Origin of the sequence: Enterococcus sp. AZ194 (genome assembly GCF_051713825.1) — a bacterium.
In the GTDB taxonomy this organism is placed as follows: domain Bacteria; phylum Bacillota; class Bacilli; order Lactobacillales; family Enterococcaceae; genus Enterococcus_K.
On the sequence record NZ_JBIOQR010000001.1, the window covers coordinates 648,004 to 667,812 of the forward strand.

A 19,809-nucleotide genomic window follows, 5' to 3' on the forward strand; every position below is an offset into this window, starting at 1 on the left:
CACCGTCTTTTATGCGCTAGTTTCCAAGGGGGAAAAAATGAGTGCTAAAAATCATCGGCTATTTGCAAGCGTGCTAATAGGGAAAGGCCTTTTTTACGTGAATCAATACCGACCATTACAGACAATCAGTGAAGAGGAGATTCAAATAATCTTAGCTTCAGGTAGTTTAGAAGAATTACTCTTGTTGCCTCTAAGGGTGGGGGAGTTTCTTTCTGATTGGAAAAAGGTTCAGGATATTTGTCTACATTTAGCAAATGCTGCCTTAGGGTTAGCCTATGTTGTTCGAAACAAACGTCGACTTGAAAAACATAGGGTTAAACCAGTGATGTTAGGGCTACTAAATAATTGTCCTACTAATAGAGGACGAATTATTGATTCTATAGAAGACATGAATGATTATTTAGAATTGGCACGTAGGAGAACGTGCTTTGCGAGATACATAGAGTACTTTAACAATGAGTCAAAGAAAGTATAGTGAAAGTTGGGAAGTCATGAAGAGGTTTCAATTAGATAATGCCGAGCAATTAGCCCAAGAGTTTCCGGACACGTTTATAATTCCAACGAAAGAAACGAGAAGAACGGTGAAAGCTTCGGAATATGTTAAGTTAATTTTTCGAGAAGAGACTGGACATGTAGAGCGCATGTGGGTGATAGTAACAGAAACTAGCGCGGATTGTGCTGACATTGTAACATACGTTGGCACGTTAGATAATGATCCTTATCATCTTACTGCCCTTCAATGTGGAGAGACAGTATATTTTGATGAACGACACATTGTTGATATTTCACGCTGATTGTTTTGAAATTGTCAGGGAATTAATCAATAAATAGAGAACAATTCTCTAAATAAATGTCCCTAATGACAGAACTCGCGTTGGGTGATTTTTATTATTTAATAAGTTTATCAAAAAGTTATAGAAAAAGGCTGGTATATCAACAATGAGGAGTAGGTAGATGAATACAAAGCTAATGGAGATGATGAGCGCAAAAGGGATTATTTTTTGCTTGGGGATTAAATCAAGCAGAGATTGAAAAAATTCATAGGCTGTATGGTATAACGTTTCCTACCGAACTACAAGATTTTTATCGGCAAGGTTTGCCAGTTTCAAAAGGTTTCTACAATTGGCGAGATTTTAGTGAAAGAAATGTCGAAAGAATAAAAAGAGCTTTGGAATGGCCTATCAAAGGAATTGAAGAGGCTACTGAGAACCTAGATTGGTGTGACAAGTGAGGTGAGCAGCCAGACAACGAGTTCGAGAGATACCAAATGATTTTAGACCATGCCAATAAGAGCGTGCCGCTGATTCCTATCTATTCACATCGTTATCTGTCCACCCAGTATTTAATCGATAACCCAGTGATGTCTGTGTACGGGTGTGATGTGATTTATTATGGCGAGACGTTGGAAAAATATTTGGCGATTGAATTTGGCAATCGACAACATAAGGAAATTGACTATGCGGTGGTAAATAAAGTAGCTTTTTGGGGTGATTTATAGGAAGAGTCGTGCACGCTTTTTTGAATCTTTTGGCTACGTTCATGACGTCTAATGAAAATATCCTTAGTGGAGAAAAAAATCTGCTAAGGATGTTTTTTTGGCTTTCTATCATTTGTTATTTGAAGATAGGGGCGATTTTTAACAACTAAACCCAGCTGTATTGCGATGATGTCAGGCTTAGTTTTGGTTGATAAGTTATCCGACTATCTATTATTATGAAAGTGCAATGCAATCAAAATAAGAGACAATTCATCCTAAAGTCGGAGGAATTAAGCTTATAGAATAGATATAATCAACTTATACATAAAGCAATTCATTCCAAATGAGGAGGGATGACATGTTTCCTGTGGTTCTATGTGTAGGGGTTAGTATTCTTATTCTAGTTTCTTTTGGGCTTATGCTTAAAACAAATTTTGTTGATGTCTATCGAGTGCTCAAAATAAAAAATAAAGTTATCCGAATAGTAGTTGCAGTTTTCCTTTCAATCGTTGGATCTTTCTTTGATGCAATATGATACATCAATTCTGGCGTATCTATTCTTTTTCAGAGCCATTGTGAACGAATCTGTTGGTTGGGGAAATTAAGATGATGTGAACAGTAGGCGATACATAAAATATCCTTAGTGGAGGCAAACCTCTGCTAAGGATATTTTTTACTATCTAAAATAATTATCTGTAGCTAGTAGTTAATCTTCGACGACTAATCCTAGGCCCATTGCGATGACGATGGCTTGCTCTTGGTTGACGATTAGCCCTCTCATCAATTCTTGTGAAAGTGAGATTGAATCAAAGGTATTCGCTGATAGGTTTAAGCCAGAAAGTTTTGTGTGAAACCAGCTCGAGCCAGTCAGTTGGTTTTTTTCAAGCGTGAAATGTTGCCAATTGACTTCGACAAATTCACTATCAGTAAGATGACAATTGGTAAACGTAACGGCTTTTAGTTTTGTATCACTAAAGGAAGAGAAGGTTGCCATGCAGTCTTCAAACTGACAATCTCTTAGAAAACTTTCAGCAAAGTTGGTTCCCGTTAGTTTACATTGTTTGAATAGACATTGTTGAAAGCTACCACCAATCCACTCCAAATTGGAAAGGTCACAGTTCTCGAAAACAATGTTGCTACACTCAAATCGTTCGAGCCTTGTACGTTGCATGGTTAGACGTTTAAAATGGGCCTCACGGATGGCTAAATTATTGCATCCGTCATAGCTTAAATCGACATCCTCTACTTTAAGTCCTTGGAAAAATGCTTCATCTTCAAGATAAAAATCTTGCGTGGTCAGTTCAGGCAGAATTGGCGCAACGGGCTTTATTTTTTTCATTAGAACGGCTCCTTCAGTTTTCTTTTATTATAACAAATAAAATGGTTGAGGGGATTAATTTATAGAGGTGATGAGACGAAAAAATGTCTGCTTTAAGAGGTGTTTTGGCTAGAAATTGATTGTAGATCTATTTGATAAGTAACGAAGATATCATCATTTTTTTAACGTAGAATAAATGAAAAGACGCTGAAAAAGTTACTGAAAAATATCGGAAAATAGATGGAGATGAAAATAGGTCTTAAGGTCCATACTCAAATAGAATATCTATGTAAGAATAAATGAGTAGTGAAAAACAGTTTATACAAATAAACAGATACATAGACATAAGGAGGACAAAATGACAGTTATTGAAGCGAAAAACTTGAAAAAGGTATATGGAACGGGTCAAGCGACATTTTCTGCGCTAAAGGGCGTGGATATTCGGATTGAAAAAGGCGAATCGGTTGCGATTATCGGAAAGAGTGGGTCAGGAAAATCAACCTTGATGCATATTTTAGCTCTTTTAGACAAACCAACATCTGGGGAAATTCTTTTACTTGGAAAAGAGACCACACAAGTGAAGAAAAAAGAATTAAATAAGGTTCGAAATGAAACATTTGGGTTTGTTTTCCAACAATTCTTTATGAATACAAAGGACACGGTATTAGAAAACGTGTTACTTCCTTTGAAAATTTCAGGACTTTCTTCTAAAAAAAGAAAACAAAGAGCGATAGAGGCTTTGGCGGCGGTTGAATTGACGGATAAGGCCAAAAATAAAGCCAATGATTTGTCAGGTGGTCAGAAGCAGCGTGTTTGTATTGCACGGGCATTGGTGAATCAACCAGAAATTATTTTCGCGGATGAACCTACAGGTAATTTGGATTCAGCAACCGGCGAAAAGATTGAAAAATTATTATTTGATTTAAATAGAGAGAAAAACATCACTTTAATTGTGGTGACACATGATCCGGAACTAGCGGCTCGATGTGATCGACAAATTCATATTAAAGATGGGGAAGTTGTTTCAGGGGGTGCAGTATGAAAATTACAGATATCTTAAAGTCAGCGAGTTCAAACTTATGGAGAAATAAAGGGCGGACGATTCTAACGATTGTTGCTATTTTTATTGGCGCATTTACAATTTCAGTTACGACGGGGGTCAATATTGGGGTTAACGACTATATTGATAAGCAGGTTAATAGTGTTGGGGCAACAGACATGATGATCGTGCAACCAGCACAATCAGGGATGAGTGATGGTGATGGACCTGCTGAGTATGAGGAAAACAAGCAGGCGGCAACACAGGAAATGATTACAAAAGATGATATTAAAAGTATGGAACAGCTTAAGAATGTTAAAAAGGTTGATCCGTATCTAATTCCCCAAGTGGATTATATCCAAGGAGCATCTGATAAAAAATTCGTCTTCTCAGCTTCTCCAGCAAGTGAACTTGCGATTGATGTGGAAGAAGGACGGGAAGTCTCTGATAAATCGAGCGAGTATGAAATCACACTATCTCCTGAGTATGTGGACAGTCTTGGCTACAAGTCCGCTAAAGATGCACTAGGTAAAAAAGTTGAGGTGGCCTTCTCTTCACCTGCAACAGAAGAACAAAAAGTGGTAGAAGCGAAAATTGTCGGAGTACGAACAACAAGCTTAGTTAATGGTGGTGATTCTATCATCAATAAAAAATTGGCAGATGATGTATTTGAACAAAATAATCATGGCTTGCCGGCTGCAATGAAAGATAATTACTATGTGGTAACTCTAACAATGAAAAAAGATATTTCCAAAGCGGAACTTTCTGATTTGAAAAAGAGTTTGGAAGATAAGGGTTACTTAGCGCAGACTGTAGAAGATCAAATCGGTATGATTCGCCAAGTGATTAACGCGATTACAGGTGTTTTAACAATGTTTGGCGCAATTGCATTATTGGCTGCAAGCTTTGGGATCATCAACACGTTATACATGTCTGTTCAAGATAGAACCAGAGAGATTGGTTTGATGAAGGCAATGGGGATGAGCAGTGGGAAAATTTTCCTAATGTTTAGTACAGAAGCAATCTTAATCGGCTTCTGGGGATCTGTTTTAGGAATTCTCGGTGCGGTAGGCGCGGGTAGTTTGATTAATAACATCGCGGCGACGTCCTTCCTTGATGGGTTAACAGGCTTCTCACTTGTACAATTCTCAGTTCCATCTGTCTTGATGATCATGGGGATTATCATGTTTATTGCCTTTTTAGCCGGGACACTTCCAGCAAATCGGGCATCACGTTTAGACCCAATTAATGCGTTACGATATGAATAATTAGGATTTACGAAAGAGACGATGGGCGAGCGTGCTCATCGTCCTTTCTGTTTTATGGTTGAGAAGGTCTAATCAGACGAGTACTCAACCTGAAAGAGAGGACAGTTATTCAGGAGAATAGAAGGCTTTTCAAAAAAAGATTTCTTGATTGATGTTATGAATTTTTAGAAAATCTCTCATAGATTTTCTAAAAATGACTTGACTTTCATGAAAGTTCCTAGTAGTTTATAAGTAATACAAAAGTAATATTTGAAGTGATAATTAAAGTAATATTTGAAAATCTGTGAAGGAACGAGTAAGTGTCAAGCGCTTAGTAGAGAGAACTGTCATTGGCTGAAAACAGTTTAAGACTTGTAACTGAAAAGACAGTCTGGAGATGAGTGCGTGAAAAGCCACTCCGTTACGAGCGTTAATCGTTAGAGGAAAGCTGTGAATCGTTGGTAGAAACGAACATTGCTTTCAAAAATAGGTGGTACCACGTATGACAATCATTCGTCCTTGTTCATTTTATTGAGCAAGGGCGTTTTTTTATTTCATTAAAAAGAGGAGAGAGTACTATGAGTTATCAACGTCCAAAAGGGACAAATGATATTTTACCTGGAGAATCAGAAAAATGGCAATTTGTTGAAGAAACTGCCCGTATCATATTTAGAGATTACCAATTTAACGAGATTCGCACACCGATTTTTGAACATTATGAAGTCATTGCTCGAAGTGTTGGTGACACAACGGATATTGTCTCAAAAGAAATGTATGATTTTTATGATAAAGGGGATCGTCATGTAACCTTGCGTCCTGAAGGAACAGCACCAATTGTTCGTTCTTATGTTGAAAATAAATTGTTTGGACCAGAATTTACGAAGCCGTTTAAAACATTTTATATGGGGCCAATGTTTCGTTATGAACGTCCGCAAAAAGGACGCTTGCGTCAGTTTCACCAAATTGGCGTTGAAGCTTTTGGAAGTGCTAATCCTGCAACGGATGTGGAAACGATGGCGATGGCATTGGATTTCTTCAAACAATTGGGTATTCAAAAAATTCGTTTAGTGATTAACTCATTAGGTGATCAAGAGACGCGTCAAAATTATCGTCAAGCACTGATTGATTATTTGGAACCGCACATAGAAGAGCTAAGTGAGGATTCCAAACGTCGCTTACATGAAAACCCGTTACGCGTATTGGATAGTAAAGACAAAAAGGACAAGCAGTTTGTAGCAGATGCACCGTCTATTTTGGATTACTTGAGTGAAGAGGCAAGCGTCCATTTTGAAGCAGTCAAAGCTATGTTAGAGGCTTTAGCGATTCCTTTTGAAGTAGATAAAAATATGGTGCGAGGATTGGATTATTATACGCATACTATTTTTGAAATCATGAGTGACGCACCAGGGATGGGCGCGCAGTCTACCATTTGTGCGGGTGGCCGTTATGACCGTTTAGTCGAAGAATTGGGTGGACCGCAAACGCCAGGCTTTGGTTTTGCTTTGGGAATTGAACGCGTGTTAATTACACTAGAGGCAGAAGAGGTGATGATTCCAACGCTTGATGAGATTGATGCCTATGTGGTTGGCTTGGGAGAAGAGACGAATATTGAATCGCTCAAAGTGGTACAAGCGATTCGTAATTTTGGCTTTTCAGCAGACAGAGATTTTATGAACAGAAAAGCGAAAGCGCAGTTTAAGTCAGCGGATAAAGCCCATGCGAAGTTGGTCTTAACGTTGGGTGAAGAGGAATTAAATGATGGGGTCATTAAGATTAAAGTGATGGCCACAAGGGACGAACACACGGTTTCTCTAGATGAAATTTATCAACAATTTGATGAAATTTATGATGCGTTGTTAACAAAAAAATAAAGGTTATACAGGAGTAAGGGAGAGAAAAAAGGATGGCAAAAAGAACAGTTTATAATGGATTAGTTTCAAGTGAACAATTAGGTCAGGTTGTGACTTTAAAAGGATGGGTTCAAAAAAGACGTGATCATGGAGGCGTGATTTTTATCGATTTGCGTGACCGCGAAGGAATCGTTCAAATTGTGTTTAATCCTGAGATTTCAAAAGAAGCTTGGGAAATTGCTGACAAATGTCGAAGTGAATATGTAATTGAAATTACTGGAACAGTCCGAAATCGTGATGCTGAAGTGATTAATCCCAAAATGAAAACTGGTGAATTTGAAGTAATGGCAACAGAAATTACTGTTTTAAATACAGCGAAGACACCACCATTTACGATTGAAGACGACCAAATTATTGGCGATGAAATCCGTATGAAATACCGTTATTTGGATTTACGTCGCCCCAAAATGACTAACAATATCAAATTAAGAAATGATACGACAAAAGCCATTCGTCATTATTTAGACGATCAAGATTTCTTAGACATTGAAACACCCTATCTTGCGAAATCAACACCAGAAGGGGCTCGTGACTATTTAGTACCTTCTCGTGTACATGCTGGGCATTTTTATGCGTTACCTCAATCACCACAAATTTTCAAACAGTTATTGATGAATGCTGGGTTTGACAGATATTATCAAATTGTTCGTTGTTTCCGTGATGAGGATTTACGTGGAGACCGCCAGCCTGAATTTACACAAGTCGATATTGAAACTACTTTCTTAACTGCTAAAGAAATTCAAGAGCATACAGAAGCATTGATTGCCAAAGTGATGAAGGATGTTAAGGGAATTGAAGTGAGCTTACCATTCCCTAGAATGACATACGATGATGCAATGGCGCGCTACGGAAGCGATAAACCGGACACGCGTTTTGATATGGAATTAATTGACATCAGTGAGACGGTTAAAGATGTGGAGTTCAAGGTTTTCCAAATGGCGCTAGAAAACGGTGGTGTTGTTAAAGCGGTCAATGCTAAAGGTGCGGCTGACAAATATTCACGTAAGGATATGGATCAACTAGGGCAATACGTTTCTCAATTTGGTGCAAAGGGTTTGGCTTGGTTAAAAGTTGAAGAAGATGGTTTGAAAGGCCCAATCGCGAAATTCATTACAGAAGCTACTGAGGATATCGTGAAAGCAACCAATGCTGAAGTGGGCGACTTGTTGATGTTTGGCGCGGATAAAGCAGAGATCGTTGCAGCGACTCTAGGAGCAGTTCGTTCTCGTATGGGCAAAGAGTTAGGCTTAATTGACGAAAGTAAATTTAACTTCTTGTGGGTGACTGACTGGCCACAATTTGAATATGATGCAGAAGCGGGTCGTTATGTCTCTGCGCATCACCCATTCACTATGCCAAAAGAATCAGACGTGCCGTTGTTAGATACGGATCCTGCATCAGTTTATGCGGAGGCTTATGATATTGTATTGAACGGTTATGAATTGGGTGGCGGATCATTACGTATTCATACGCGCGAGTTGCAAGAAAAAGTCTTTGAAACGTTAGGCTTTTCTAAAGAGGATATGGAAGAACAATTTGGTTTCTTACTCGAAGCATTAGATTATGGTTTCCCTCCACATGGTGGAATCGCGTTAGGTCTTGACCGTTTTGCGATGTTGCTTTCTGGCGAGGAAAACATTCGTGAAGTAATTGCCTTTCCTAAAAACGGGAAAGCTGTTGACCCAATGTCCGCTGCACCAAGTACAGTTTCTCCTCTTCAATTATTCGAATTGAACATTGATGTTACAGCAATCGAAGAATAAAATTAAAAAACAGAAAATTTTAAGGACAACTTATCGGGTTGTCCTTTTCTTTCTTTCTGAAAACCCGTATAATGTGGGGGAGAAATCAATAAAGTGAGGCTTTTTCATGAGAAAAAAAGTAGAGAACTGGGCCCATCATGATTATACGACCAAGTTTTCAGTTGCTATCGTTTATGCATTATTAGCGTCAGTTGCCATTAATTTTTTCTACCAACCGGGGAATATCTATTCGAGTGGAATCACTGGGTTGGCGCAAATTTTGACCACCTTATCCAAAAAAATTGTTGGATTTAATGTGCCAATCTCTACGACCTTGTATCTATTAAATATTCCATTATTTGTATTGTCATGGTTGAAAATTGGTCGGAAATTCACCGTTTTTACAGTTATCACAGTCACCTTGACGTCATTTTTTATTCATATTGTTCCTGAAACAGTTCTTTCGACAGATCCAATTATCTGTGCCATTTTTGGTGGAGCAGTTATGGGCGTCGGGATTGGTTTTGCGCTGAAAAATGGCTTGTCATCAGGTGGTTTAGATATTTTAAGTATCACGATTCGGAAAAAAACGGGCCGTTCTGTCGGCTCTATCTCGATTTATTTTAATGCTTTAATTGTCTTTGTTGCGGGGGTTCTTTTTGGCTGGCAGTATATGTTTTATAGCACGTTGTCTATTTTTGTTAGTGGAAAAGTAACTGATGCCGTGTTTACCAAGCAGAAAAAGATGCAAGTGATGATTGTGACCAAACATCCAGAGAAAGTCGTCAGTGAGATTCAGAAAAAATTACGTCGAGGGATTACGATTATTAATGAGGCAGAAGGCGCCTATAAACATGATAAACAAACGGTTCTATTAACTATTGTGACACGTTTTGAGCTTCCTCAACTAGAGGTAGCGATGCGTTGTTCAGATCCGCATGCCTTTGTTAGTATCGCGGACAATGTCCAAATTCTCGGGCGTTTTTATGAAGAAGACTTGTAAAAAATAATAAATAGGTACCGATCTCCAAAAGCGGCGAGACTTTTGGCGGTCGGTATTTTTTATAGAGATATTGGTTGTGGCTTGAGGGGATGGTATACATTTTTCTATTACAAAGCCAATACGAGATGTCGAATTCTTAACATTTATTAAATTATTTTGAAAGTCAGTCGAAAAATTAAAAATAGTCTCCTTTTTTCTGACGTTTTGTGGGAATATAGAGGAAGCAGAAAAGTTCTTCTTATTCAGTTCAGATATTGTTTGGGAACTGTTGTATAATAGGAAGCAACATGAAATAATTTGAAAAGTTGGAATTTATCGATGGGAAAACAAAAACGATTAAAGACTAGTCGCTACATTACCGGGATCGACGGGATTCGTTCGCTCGCTGTGATTGGCGTGATATTATATCATCTACTTCCTTCGACGATGAAGGGTGGATATTTAGGGGTTCCAGTATTTTTTACCGTGTCTGGTTATTTGATTACGGACTTGCTCTGTCAGGAGTGGGAACAAGATAAACGAATTGGTATTGGTCAATTTTATGCGAGGCGAATGAAACGTCTGTATCCAAGTTTAGTTTTTTTATTGGTCACGGCCTCTGCCTACATTACCTTATTCCAAAGAAATCTATTAACCAATTTGCGAGAAACGGTCTTTAGCTCGCTGGTTTATTTGAATAACTGGTGGCAAATTAACAACGGCTTATCCTATTTTGACCGGTTTGCTAATGAATCACCATTTACTCATATCTGGTCACTAGCAGTTGAAGGGCAGAATTACTTGATATGGCCAGTTTTATTTTATCTATTGATGAAATTTGTCAAAAGAAGAGATCGAATCTTTTATTTTATTATGACCCTTTCTGTGGTATCAGCTATTCTCATGGCTGTTTTGTACACACCGAATGTCGATCCTACAAGGGTCTACTATGGTACAGATACGCGCTTTTTCTCTATTGGTTTGGGGAGTGCACTGGCTTTTGTCTGGCCGAGTACCAAGTTAAAAAAAGAAGTGCCAAAACAGGCCAAACGATTGATGAATATTGCTGGACTTGTCTCTCTTTTAGGTTTGACATTGGCCTTCTTATTATTAGATGCGCATTATAACATCATTTATTATGGAGGCATGTTCGTCGTCAGCTTATTGTGTGCGATTTTAGTGGCAGTAACTGCTCATCCAGGTGCGAGTATCAATCGATGGTTGACTAACCCTGTATTTACGTGGATTGGTAAACGGAGCTATGGCATATATTTGTACCAGTTTCCAATTATGATATTTTATGAGTCAAAAATTTCTAATCTAGGGGATCAAGTAGGATTACACACAGCGATTGAGTTGATTTTAATCCTCGGTGTCAGCGAACTTTCTTATCGTTTTATTGAGCAGCCGTTTAATCGATTTAATTATGATTTGTGGCTGACGAAATTAAAACAACGACTAAAAACGCCGTTAGTACCAAAAGAAATTGCTCTAGTAACTGTCTCAGGATTGGTCTTTTTGACGGCGTTAGTTGGTTGGGTTATTGCACCCAATAATACGTTAACTGCTGATCAAAGTGAACTTCAACAGCAAATCGCTGATAATAAAAAGGTCGCTGAAAAAAGTAAAACATCGAGTCCAAAAGCTATTTCTTCTGAGCAGTTAACGAAAAAATACGAGTTAACCGCTGAACAAGCGGAACAAGCCAAAGATTTATCAATCACTATGTTTGGCGATTCATTGGCGTTAGGTGCTACGACTGATTTACAAGATGTTTTTCCAAAAGTTGTCGTTGATGGTGAAGTTGGGCGTCAGCTGTATGATAGCCCGCCGATGATTCAATCATTGATTGACCAAAATTTGTTGGCAGAGAATGTGTTAATGATCTTAGGGACAAACGGATCATTTACAGAAGCGCAGATGGACGACGTGATGCGAACCTTAGGCGACCGCAATATTTATTGGGTCAACACGCATGTACCAACGAAGCGTTGGCAAAATGAGGTGAATGCGATGTTAGCGAATGCCGAAAAGAAATATGATAATTTAGTGGTGATTGATTGGTACGATTATAGTAATGATCATGATGAGTGGTTCCGTTCCGACCGTGTCCACCCAAATGAACAGGGAATGGAACACTATGTATCCTTCATTTCTGCCAAGATACTGGAAAATATAAATACAAAAAATTAATGAATCTGGTTGTTTGACGAGCGTTAGGCTGTTTCTTCCTCGTTCAATAGGTTCAAGGGATAGTTAACCCAGCGCAAAAGGAATTCTTTTTGTGCTGGGTTTTACATAACAGTGAAATAGAGGGAGTTATTTATGAAGAAAATGTTACGAGTTCTACTCTATTTTTTTATGGTGTGATTGTTTTATTGATGGTTGTTATGGTTCATGGTTTTTGGGGAGACCAACAGACTTTTTCAACAAGTGAGAAGGAGAAAACTACAGCAACTATTCAAGTGGATGAACATAAGGTCAAGACCTACAACTTTCCAGAAAATGATTATGGTGTGGAGGCTTCAAAATCGGCTTGGCGAGACGGCGATGAAGTGACAATCTATTACTTAAAAGACCAACCAGATGTAGTAGCTGAAAATCCTTATACCTATCATTCTAAATCTGAGATATTTTCTCCACTATTTACGATTTTAATTTTTCTCCTATTGATAGCTATAGATATTTTTGTCCGTTATGTTATGCATCGATTAGTGTAGTTGTGGAGGACAGTTAGCTTGTTTAAAAGCGATGGAATAAGAAGGCAGAAAAGCTTTAAACTTCTTTAAGTCTGTGTTTGGCTTAAAAGGCTAGGCAATTCGCAATAGAAAAAGGATTATATAATATTGAGGTGTTGGAAAGCTATTGATAATAGTTTTTTTTGCAACTTTCATGAGACCAACGTAGCAAGGCCACCTCCATGATTCCTTCTATAAAAAAGCTCGCAGTCTGGTAGCAAGCTGATTTATTCAGGGGTTTTAACGCAGAATGGTAAGGATTGATTGCTTGTTGGAAGCTCAAAACCTCGGCTTGCTGAGGCTCTCTTAAGGTGTAGATGGCTCAGGTGCTTACTCTTTAAGCACCCGGCACTGGATAGCTTGAGGGTGGGTTGCTTAAATAAGCTTCTTTTTTTTTGCGATCTAAGCGTTTAAAGGCAGCCTCGGCTTTGGTAGCTTCACTTCGAGTAGAAAAGACTTCGGCGTGAATCATTTCTAAAGGTCTGCGGCTTTCTGGATGGGTATATTTTGCGCCGATTCCTTTGTTGTGTTCGGAGAGGCGGCGAGCTAGATCAGTCGTATAACCACCATAAAAGGTATTATCTTTACAATGAAGCACATAAAAAAAATGGGTGTCAGCGACCATAAAGCATCTCCTTTAACTCTGGGGTGTACTCGTCTGATTGGTTATAAGTGAATAGTGGAGGGAGAACTTTAAAGCCATCCATTTTGCCATCTTTAATTCCTTCAATCAGTAAAGCATTGGCTTCTTTGCCAGCCTTTGGATAGACAAATTGCACTTTTTTGGGAGCAATTCGTTGTTGTTTCATTTCTTCAATAATTTCTAAAAAACGATCTGGCCGGTGAACCATAGCGAGTCGGCCATTTGTTTTTAGAAGCTTAGATGAGACAGTCATCACTTCACGTAAATTTGTATGAATCTCATGGCGGGCAATCGCCAAGTAGGGATTGGGATTCTTTTGGCTAGTCGAAAGCTCCTTGAAGTAAGGCGGATTACAAACGACTAAATCAACGGAGTCCGGTTTTACTTTTTGACAAGTATCCTTTAAATCCATTTCATAAACATGTAGTTGGTTTTCTAGATTGTTTAACTGAATACTTCGTTGCGCCATATCTGCGAGACGAGGTTGGAGCTCAACTTGGATAATTTCTGTTTGGGTCTTGCGGCTCATAAACAAACCGACTGCGCCATTTCCTGCACATAAATCAACAATGCGTCCTTTTTTTGGTAGGGTCGGGAAATTGGCTAGGAGGACGGCGTCAATTGAAAAAGAAAAGACCTCATTACTTTGAATAATCTGGATATCTTCAGCATAAAGCTGATCGATTCTTTCGCCATCTTTTAGCATATGTGACAATTCCTCCTTGAAAATTGATAAGAACTACTTAAAAAATTCATGCTTATGTATTATACTACGTTTAGTGGAGAGAAGAAATAGTCAAAGAGTTTTTGACTGGCTCCAAGGAGAGGAAGAGAGTATGTTTTATAGATTTATGCGCGGTGTCGTCCGATTCGTGTTATTTGTACTGAATGGCAATGCCCAATATCAAAATAAAGAAAAGTTACCAAAAAATGAGAATTACATCCTAGTTGCCCCACATAGAACGTGGTGGGAGCCGCTATATTTAGCTGTTGCCGCTGCACCGAAGCAATTTAGTTTTATGGCTAAAGAAGAGTTGTTTAAGAATCCCATTCTATCTTTTATTTTGAGACATGCCAATGCTTTTCCAGTCAATCGTGATAATCCGGGGCCGAGTGCGATTAAGACGCCGGTTAAGCGATTAAAATCAACAGAGTTAAGTCTGATTATGTTTCCAAGTGGAACAAGACATTCGACAGATTTAAAAGGTGGCATGGCATTGATTGCTAAAATGTCTAAAACAAGAATTGTCCCTAGCGTATACCAAGGACCGCTAACATTTGGTGATTTGTTAAAACGTAAAAGAGTTGTCATCAGATTTGGTGAACCGATCGATATTAGCGATATCAAAAAGATGGATAAAGAAGGCTTGGCAGAGGTTGAACGTCGTACGCAAGAAGCCTTTAATCAGTTAGATAAAGAAATCAATCCTGATTTTACTTATGAAGCAAAGAAATAAATCGTAGGTGAAAAATTATCAGATGACATGACGAGTTAGATGAGGAAATAAATAAAAAAATGCGTCCTATGGGTTAGACAAAAAAAGTCTGACACGTGGGACGCATTTTGCAAGAGGAATTCCGCCATCGCTTTGATTTTTTTAGTTAGCTCCGCGCCTTACAAGTAATTACACAAGTTGACTAAAACTATAGCTTTTTATCGTCTGTGAAGCATTGGTTAATACGATGGATTGAAAAGTTGGTGAAACCATTCTTCGTATAAAATTCACAATTCTTAACTGTTAGAGTCATCAAGGTGACGACTCCGCCATCATTGTCTTGAATGTAAGGGAGCGGGCAATCTTGAAGTAGTTTTCCGCAATCCCCTTTCCTTGAAATTGATTGTGGACAGCGAGTGTATCTACATACCAAGAATCTGGATAGGACTGTTCTATGGAAGTCGTTGCCTTATGATTAATCGTTAAAAACCGGGAGAAGGCTTTTAGTCCTAAGAGGGTAATTAAGCGCCCGCCACCAGCTAACGCAAAATCAAAAAAGTTAATTTCGGGGCTATTCTTTTTTCCACTAATACGGCAGTTACCAGTTTATTTTCTATTGAACGAATAAAATAGTAGAAAGCTTCTATTTCAAAATCAGCTGAGTCAGTTCTTTAAAAATGAAGATGACTGGGCAAAGATTTCTTGGACATTCTATCTTATACAGGTTATTTCTCGATTTATTGTGAGAAAATTTTACTCTTTAATCAGAGCATTTGGGCTAGTTGCCGTAAAGGTTTGGGTTATTCATCCTGTCGAGCGGCTGCAACAAATCCGCCTTTATCTAACTAATTGTAGATAAAAGGAGTGAATTCTTAGGTTTTGAATGAAAATATGTCACGAAATTCTTGAAATTTGTTATAATAGTAAGAAGCCCTATTTTAGGGAACTCGAGAGAAAAAGACGAGCAACAAGGTTGAGGTGGAAAACATGCGATTTTTACATACAGCAGATTGGCATATTGGAAAGAAGCTTCATGGATATGATTTATTAGAGGATCAAAAGAAAAGTATGAAGGATATTCTTGAGATTGCTAAAAAAGAGAATATCGATGCACTCGTGATTGCAGGGGACTTATATGATCGCTCCGTACCTTCCGTGGAAGCAATAGAAGCCTTTAATCAACAAATGATTGAAATGAATTTAGAGGAAAAATTACCAATTCTCGCAATCTCTGGTAATCATGACAGTAGCACGAGGCTAGAAGCAGGCGCTCCATGGTTTTCTCAGACAAATTTCCATTTGTATACGCGACTCGAACAGGCCTTTACGCCAATTGAATGGGCCGATACGCAGTTTTTCTTGCTACCTTATTTTGAACCAATTGCGGCTCGTTTATATTTTGAAGATGAGTCGATTAGAACGCTACAACAAGCCATGGTCCGCGTGGTTTCAGAAATGGAAAGCTTATTTGCACCAAACAAAAAACATGTCTTAGTAAGTCACTTTTTTGTTGCAGGAAGTGAGAAGAGCGATTCAGAAACGAAGATAGAAGTTGGCGGCCTAGACGGCGTGCCTGGCAGCATGCTTTCATCGTTTGATTATGTTGCGTTGGGACATTTACATGGAAAAGATGCCTTACATCAAGAAAACGCTCGTTATAGTGGCTCGCCATTAAAGTTTTCGCTTTCAGAGATGAACCAGAAAAAAGGCGTTTGGATTGTTGATACGGAACCAACTATTTCTTATCGTTTCGTTGAATTAAGACCACTTCATGAGATGATTGAAGTGACTGCGGCGTTTAAAGAATTGATTTCACCTGAGTTTTATCAGAACATAAATAGAGAAAATTACTTACAAATTCAACTGACAGATCGAGCGATTATACCTAATATGATGAATCAGTTACGTCAGATTTACCCACATATTTTGAGTGTCGAGCGAGTGAATGGTCGAGACGAAGGCACCAAACGACAAACGAATGTGCAACAAAAAGAGTTGAGCCCTAATCAGTTAATCGCCACATTTTTTGAAGAAATGACGGAAGAGCCGTTGACTGAAAAGCAGCAGGTGTGGGTTGCTGATGCTTTACAAAACTTAAATGAATTGGAGAGAAGGAAATAAATGCAACCGAGAAAATTGATTTTAAAAAACTTCGGGCCGTTTATCGATGAGACCCTTGATTTTTCAAGGCTATCAGAGTCTTCTCTCTTTTTGATTAGCGGGAAGACGGGCTCTGGAAAAACGACTTTATTTGACGGGATGACTTATGCCTTGTTTGGTGAAACTTCAGGACGCTTGCGTTTGGGCAAAGATATGCGTTCTTCATTTGCTTCAACGACAGAAGAAACAGCGGTATCCTTCTTGTTTGAGCATCAAGCACTCCTTTATTTGGTTGAGAGAAAACCAGAGCAAGTATTGACCAAAAAAAAGGGAGAAGGAGTCCGCACACAGGCGGCTAAAGTCTCTTTAACGATTATGGATGCTTCAGGAAAAGAGCTGCGTCAATATACAAAACGCGGTGAGGTTGATCAGACAATTAAGGAGCTGTTGCATTTAGATGCTAAGCAGTTTTCACAAATTGTTTTACTTCCTCAAGGCGAGTTTCGTAACTTTTTAATTGCAAATAGTAATGAAAAAGAAGCTGTTTTAAGAAACTTATTTGGCACACAACTCTATCAAAGTGTGAATGACTGGTTAAAAGAAAAAGTTAAGCAACAGCAAGAACAGCTAAATCATTTGTTGGTTGAAGCGGATCATTTGGGGCAACAGTTTGAATGGTCAAATGAGCCCGTGGTAGCTGTTTCTACGCAGGAACTTTTAGCGTGTTGGGAAGAAGAACTTAGGCAACAGCAAATCACAGTTAGAAAAGCTGCGAGACAATTTGAGGAGTTACAAAAACAGCAAGAAATAGCTGAAGTAACTTTTTATCAATCTAAGGAATTGGCGGAAGCCTTTGAACAGTTAGAGCGTATAAACGAAAAACAGAAACAGAATGTAGAAAAAAAACAAGAGATTGTTGCGCTGAAGGAGCAGGAACAAAGCCTTCGTTGGGCGGAGAAGCAGCAAGGTTTGATGGGGAATCTGTTGGCGACAAGTGAACAGATTGAAAATTTAACACGTCAAAAGGATCAGGCGGTTAAGACACAGACCGAAAAAGCAGTAGCCTTGACAACTTGGGAAGCGCGAACAAACGAGCATGCGGCTTGGATTAAGCAATTGAAGAGTCAACAGGAACGTGAACAAAAAGTTCAGTTTTTGTTACCGATTGCCAAAGAATATGAGGCCTTAAAGACTAAAAAGCAAGTCCAAGAAAACGAATTGGCGGAGCTTTCTCAGCAGTTTCAACAAATGGAAGAAGCCCAACTTTCTTACGAAAAAAAGCGTGCGCAGTTTGAAACGATTGTTAAAAAAAGACCAGAATGGCAAGAAACAAAACTTTCTTTATTTAAAACAGAACAGTTAGTCAAAGAATTTACTCAAGATGAAGGCACACACAAGAATCATTTGGCTAAGAAAGAGCACTTGTTACAGGAGAGTGAAGCTTTTATTGAACGGCTAGAAAAATCAGAGGAACGACTAAATCTGAAAAACAAAGAGTTAACGATGATTAAAAGTCAGTGGGCAAAAATGCAGATTGCCCGACTTAGTTTATTGTTGGTTGAAGGGGAACCTTGTCCTGTTTGTGGGGCAACAGAGCATCCGGGTGGTCAAAGTGAGCACCAAGTGTATTCTGCAGAAATGATTCGCCAAAACGAAGAAGATTTGGCATTAGCGGAAGAACAAGTGGCAACGGCGCAACAAACATTTCAACAACAACAGGCGGAACAAAAACAGCTAGAGCGTTCACTAGAAGAAACTCGCCAGCAAGAACAAGAATTATTGAAGCAAGTAAAGGGAAGCGAGCAGAGACTATCCAAACAAATGAAAACAAGTTATTCACTATCTGAGGCGCAACAAAGGCTTTTTGTAGAGAAAGCATATGCCGCGCTTCTTGGCCAAATAGTAGCGCAACATGAAGAAACAGAGGCGCAAATCAATCTGGCTGAGCAACAGGTGTCCGAGATAAATCAAATGCTGGAACAGCTAAAAATCGAGCAAACAAAGGGACGCCAGCACCTCATAGAAAAGGAAAATAAGCTGGGGGAACTAACAGGACAACTTCAATCCATCGTCAAACAGATGGGCGAGGAATCTTTCCAACAATTAGAGGAAGAAGTGACCGTCTTAGCAACTGAAATTCAGCAGCTGCAGAAACAAATACATGAGTATGAAGAACAGGGCCAACGTTTGCGTGAGGACTTGTTGCGAATAAAAGAACAGGTGGCTAGTCTTGAGCAACAAGAAACAAATCAACGTAAAACAGCAGCTGAGATTCAAAAGACGCTTGATGCGGTGATTTCTGAGAGTCCAGTTGTTCAAAGTGTTGAGGAGCTACAAGGCCTGTTAGCAGCAGTTCAGCAATTGGAATCTATGCAGCAGACCATTCACGACTACGAACAAGAGCAAGTTGTTTTAGAGAGTCAGAGACAGACCTTAAAGGAAAAAATTGGCGAGAGTCAGCAACCAGATCTTTCAGCTGTCCAATTGATTTGGGAAGAAAAAAAAGAAGAACTGTTGGCTAGTCAAAAACAGAGGGTTCAAAAAGAAGAACAACGGCAGAGGAATGAGCAGCTTTACAAAAAATTGACAGAATTATATCAAAAGAGCCAAGAACAGCTTGATGAGATAAGCTTATTTCAACAGTTATCGCAGACGATTAATGGCGAGAATGCCTACAAAACAAGCTTGGAACGGTATGTTTTACAGGCGTATCTTGAAGAAGTGCTAATTGTTGCGAATCAGCGTTTGCGCAGGTTGACTAAAAACCGTTATCAGTTTGAACTTTCTGATGGTGTTGGTAGCTATCGAAGTAAGACAGGTTTAGAAATTAATGTCTATGATGATAATGCGGGAGCGACTAGAAGTGCGCATACCTTATCTGGTGGGGAAAGTTTTATTGCCGCCTTGGCGTTGGCCTTATCTTTAGCGGAGGTCATTCAAAGCCAGGCAGGTGGCGTCACGATTGAAGCATTATTTATTGATGAAGGATTTGGCTCTTTAGATGAGGATTCATTAGAGATGGCTATGGAGGCGTTAGAAACGATTGAGAATGAAGGACGAATGATTGGGATTATTAGCCATGTGCGTGAATTGAAGGATCGTATTTTACAACAAGTGTTAGTAAAAAGTACAGGAACCGGCCAAAGTACGATTGATTATCAACTAAATGAGTAGAGA

15 protein-coding genes and 2 pseudogenes are annotated in these 19,809 nt (G+C 38.9%); 14 read left to right on the forward strand and 3 right to left on the reverse strand.

Annotation, left to right across the window (positions count from 1 at the left end):
* The first annotated feature begins 37 nt into the window (after positions 1–37).
* The 3 genes from IGI37_RS03160 to IGI37_RS03170 all read left to right on the forward strand — a co-directional run bounded on the left by IGI37_RS03160 (position 38) and on the right by IGI37_RS03170 (position 1,498).
* Complete coding sequence (locus IGI37_RS03160; RefSeq protein ID WP_438759954.1) at positions 38–475, forward strand: hypothetical protein; 438 nt, start codon at positions 38–40, stop codon at positions 473–475.
* Positions 456–794, forward strand: coding sequence for a DUF2314 domain-containing protein (locus IGI37_RS03165; protein ID WP_438759956.1), 339 nt, complete (start codon positions 456–458; stop codon positions 792–794). Before IGI37_RS03160 ends, IGI37_RS03165 begins: the two co-directional genes overlap by 20 nt.
* 473 nt (positions 795–1,267) lie before the next feature.
* Positions 1,268–1,498 (forward strand): hypothetical protein, encoded by a 231-nt coding sequence (locus IGI37_RS03170; RefSeq protein WP_438759957.1) that lies wholly within the window; start codon positions 1,268–1,270, stop codon positions 1,496–1,498.
* Between the two features lie 685 nt (positions 1,499–2,183).
* Here the strand turns inward: IGI37_RS03170 and IGI37_RS03175 are convergent.
* Positions 2,184–2,816, reverse strand: a complete 633-nt coding sequence (locus tag IGI37_RS03175; protein ID WP_438759958.1) for a pentapeptide repeat-containing protein — start codon at positions 2,814–2,816, stop codon at positions 2,184–2,186.
* A 337-nt stretch (positions 2,817–3,153) separates the two neighbouring features.
* Here IGI37_RS03175 and IGI37_RS03180 point away from each other — a divergent pair, with 337 nt between their 5' ends.
* From IGI37_RS03180 to IGI37_RS03210, 7 genes are all read left to right on the forward strand, one after another.
* On the forward strand, positions 3,154–3,837 hold the full coding sequence (locus IGI37_RS03180; RefSeq protein WP_438759960.1) for an ABC transporter ATP-binding protein: 684 nt from the start codon (positions 3,154–3,156) through the stop codon (positions 3,835–3,837).
* A complete protein-coding gene (locus IGI37_RS03185) occupies positions 3,834–5,102 on the forward strand; it encodes an ABC transporter permease (RefSeq protein WP_438759961.1) in 1,269 nt (422 codons plus the stop codon). Before IGI37_RS03180 ends, IGI37_RS03185 begins: the two co-directional genes overlap by 4 nt.
* Before the next feature lie 557 nt (positions 5,103–5,659).
* Positions 5,660–6,952 (forward strand): histidine--tRNA ligase, encoded by a 1,293-nt coding sequence (gene hisS / locus IGI37_RS03190; RefSeq protein ID WP_438759962.1) that lies wholly within the window; start codon positions 5,660–5,662, stop codon positions 6,950–6,952.
* A 32-nt stretch (positions 6,953–6,984) separates the two neighbouring features.
* Positions 6,985–8,754 (forward strand): aspartate--tRNA ligase, encoded by a 1,770-nt coding sequence (aspS, locus tag IGI37_RS03195; RefSeq protein ID WP_438759963.1) that lies wholly within the window; start codon positions 6,985–6,987, stop codon positions 8,752–8,754.
* Between the two features lie 106 nt (positions 8,755–8,860).
* Positions 8,861–9,736, forward strand: a complete 876-nt coding sequence (locus tag IGI37_RS03200) for a YitT family protein (protein ID WP_438759964.1) — start codon at positions 8,861–8,863, stop codon at positions 9,734–9,736.
* Between the two features lie 318 nt (positions 9,737–10,054).
* Complete coding sequence (locus IGI37_RS03205; RefSeq protein ID WP_438759965.1) at positions 10,055–11,908, forward strand: acyltransferase family protein; 1,854 nt, start codon at positions 10,055–10,057, stop codon at positions 11,906–11,908.
* Between the two features lie 89 nt (positions 11,909–11,997).
* A complete protein-coding gene (locus IGI37_RS03210; protein ID WP_438759966.1) occupies positions 11,998–12,435 on the forward strand; it encodes a hypothetical protein in 438 nt (145 codons plus the stop codon).
* A 355-nt stretch (positions 12,436–12,790) separates the two neighbouring features.
* Here the strand turns inward: IGI37_RS03210 and IGI37_RS03215 are convergent, their stop codons facing one another.
* Both IGI37_RS03215 and IGI37_RS03220 read right to left on the reverse strand, forming a co-directional pair.
* Positions 12,791–13,078: a GIY-YIG nuclease family protein gene (locus tag IGI37_RS03215; protein ID WP_438759967.1), complete on the reverse strand. Its 288-nt coding sequence runs from the start codon at positions 13,076–13,078 to the stop codon at positions 12,791–12,793.
* Entirely contained in the window at positions 13,068–13,802 is a 735-nt protein-coding gene (locus tag IGI37_RS03220; RefSeq protein ID WP_438759968.1) for a tRNA1(Val) (adenine(37)-N6)-methyltransferase, read from the reverse strand. Before IGI37_RS03220 ends, IGI37_RS03215 begins: the two co-directional genes overlap by 11 nt.
* Before the next feature lie 130 nt (positions 13,803–13,932).
* Here IGI37_RS03220 and IGI37_RS03225 point away from each other — a divergent pair, with 130 nt between their 5' ends.
* From IGI37_RS03225 to IGI37_RS03240, 4 genes and pseudogenes are all read left to right on the forward strand, one after another.
* Positions 13,933–14,553: a lysophospholipid acyltransferase family protein gene (locus IGI37_RS03225; RefSeq protein WP_438759969.1), complete on the forward strand. Its 621-nt coding sequence runs from the start codon at positions 13,933–13,935 to the stop codon at positions 14,551–14,553.
* Positions 14,554–15,519: 966 nt separating this feature from the next.
* Positions 15,520–16,653 carry an exonuclease SbcCD subunit D gene (locus IGI37_RS03230; RefSeq protein ID WP_438759971.1) on the forward strand — a complete coding sequence of 378 codons (1,134 nt, stop codon included), beginning with the start codon at positions 15,520–15,522 and terminating at the stop codon, positions 16,651–16,653.
* Positions 16,654–17,442 (forward strand): annotated as a pseudogene (locus tag IGI37_RS03235) (AAA family ATPase); the annotation flags it as partial.
* 1,821 nt (positions 17,443–19,263) lie between these two features.
* A pseudogene (locus IGI37_RS03240) lies at positions 19,264–19,806 on the forward strand (SbcC/MukB-like Walker B domain-containing protein); the annotation flags it as partial.
* Between the last annotated feature and the right edge of the window lie 3 nt (positions 19,807–19,809).

What these genes read in the sequence shown, in the direction of transcription:
- IGI37_RS03160 (WP_438759954.1), top strand. Translation starts at nt 38, where the DNA reads ATGAGTGCTAAAAATCATCGGCTATTTGCAAGCGTGCTAATAGGGAAA.
- IGI37_RS03165 (WP_438759956.1), top strand. Translation starts at nt 456, where the DNA reads ATGAGTCAAAGAAAGTATAGTGAAAGTTGGGAAGTCATGAAGAGGTTT.
- IGI37_RS03170 (WP_438759957.1), top strand. Translation starts at nt 1,268, where the DNA reads ATGATTTTAGACCATGCCAATAAGAGCGTGCCGCTGATTCCTATCTAT.
- IGI37_RS03175 (WP_438759958.1), bottom strand. Translation starts at nt 2,816, where the DNA reads ATGAAAAAAATAAAGCCCGTTGCGCCAATTCTGCCTGAACTGACCACG.
- IGI37_RS03180 (WP_438759960.1), top strand. Translation starts at nt 3,154, where the DNA reads ATGACAGTTATTGAAGCGAAAAACTTGAAAAAGGTATATGGAACGGGT.
- IGI37_RS03185 (WP_438759961.1), top strand. Translation starts at nt 3,834, where the DNA reads ATGAAAATTACAGATATCTTAAAGTCAGCGAGTTCAAACTTATGGAGA.
- hisS (WP_438759962.1), top strand. Translation starts at nt 5,660, where the DNA reads ATGAGTTATCAACGTCCAAAAGGGACAAATGATATTTTACCTGGAGAA.
- aspS (WP_438759963.1), top strand. Translation starts at nt 6,985, where the DNA reads ATGGCAAAAAGAACAGTTTATAATGGATTAGTTTCAAGTGAACAATTA.
- IGI37_RS03200 (WP_438759964.1), top strand. Translation starts at nt 8,861, where the DNA reads ATGAGAAAAAAAGTAGAGAACTGGGCCCATCATGATTATACGACCAAG.
- IGI37_RS03205 (WP_438759965.1), top strand. Translation starts at nt 10,055, where the DNA reads ATGGGAAAACAAAAACGATTAAAGACTAGTCGCTACATTACCGGGATC.
- IGI37_RS03215 (WP_438759967.1), bottom strand. Translation starts at nt 13,078, where the DNA reads ATGGTCGCTGACACCCATTTTTTTTATGTGCTTCATTGTAAAGATAAT.
- IGI37_RS03220 (WP_438759968.1), bottom strand. Translation starts at nt 13,802, where the DNA reads ATGCTAAAAGATGGCGAAAGAATCGATCAGCTTTATGCTGAAGATATC.
- IGI37_RS03225 (WP_438759969.1), top strand. Translation starts at nt 13,933, where the DNA reads ATGTTTTATAGATTTATGCGCGGTGTCGTCCGATTCGTGTTATTTGTA.
- IGI37_RS03230 (WP_438759971.1), top strand. Translation starts at nt 15,520, where the DNA reads ATGCGATTTTTACATACAGCAGATTGGCATATTGGAAAGAAGCTTCAT.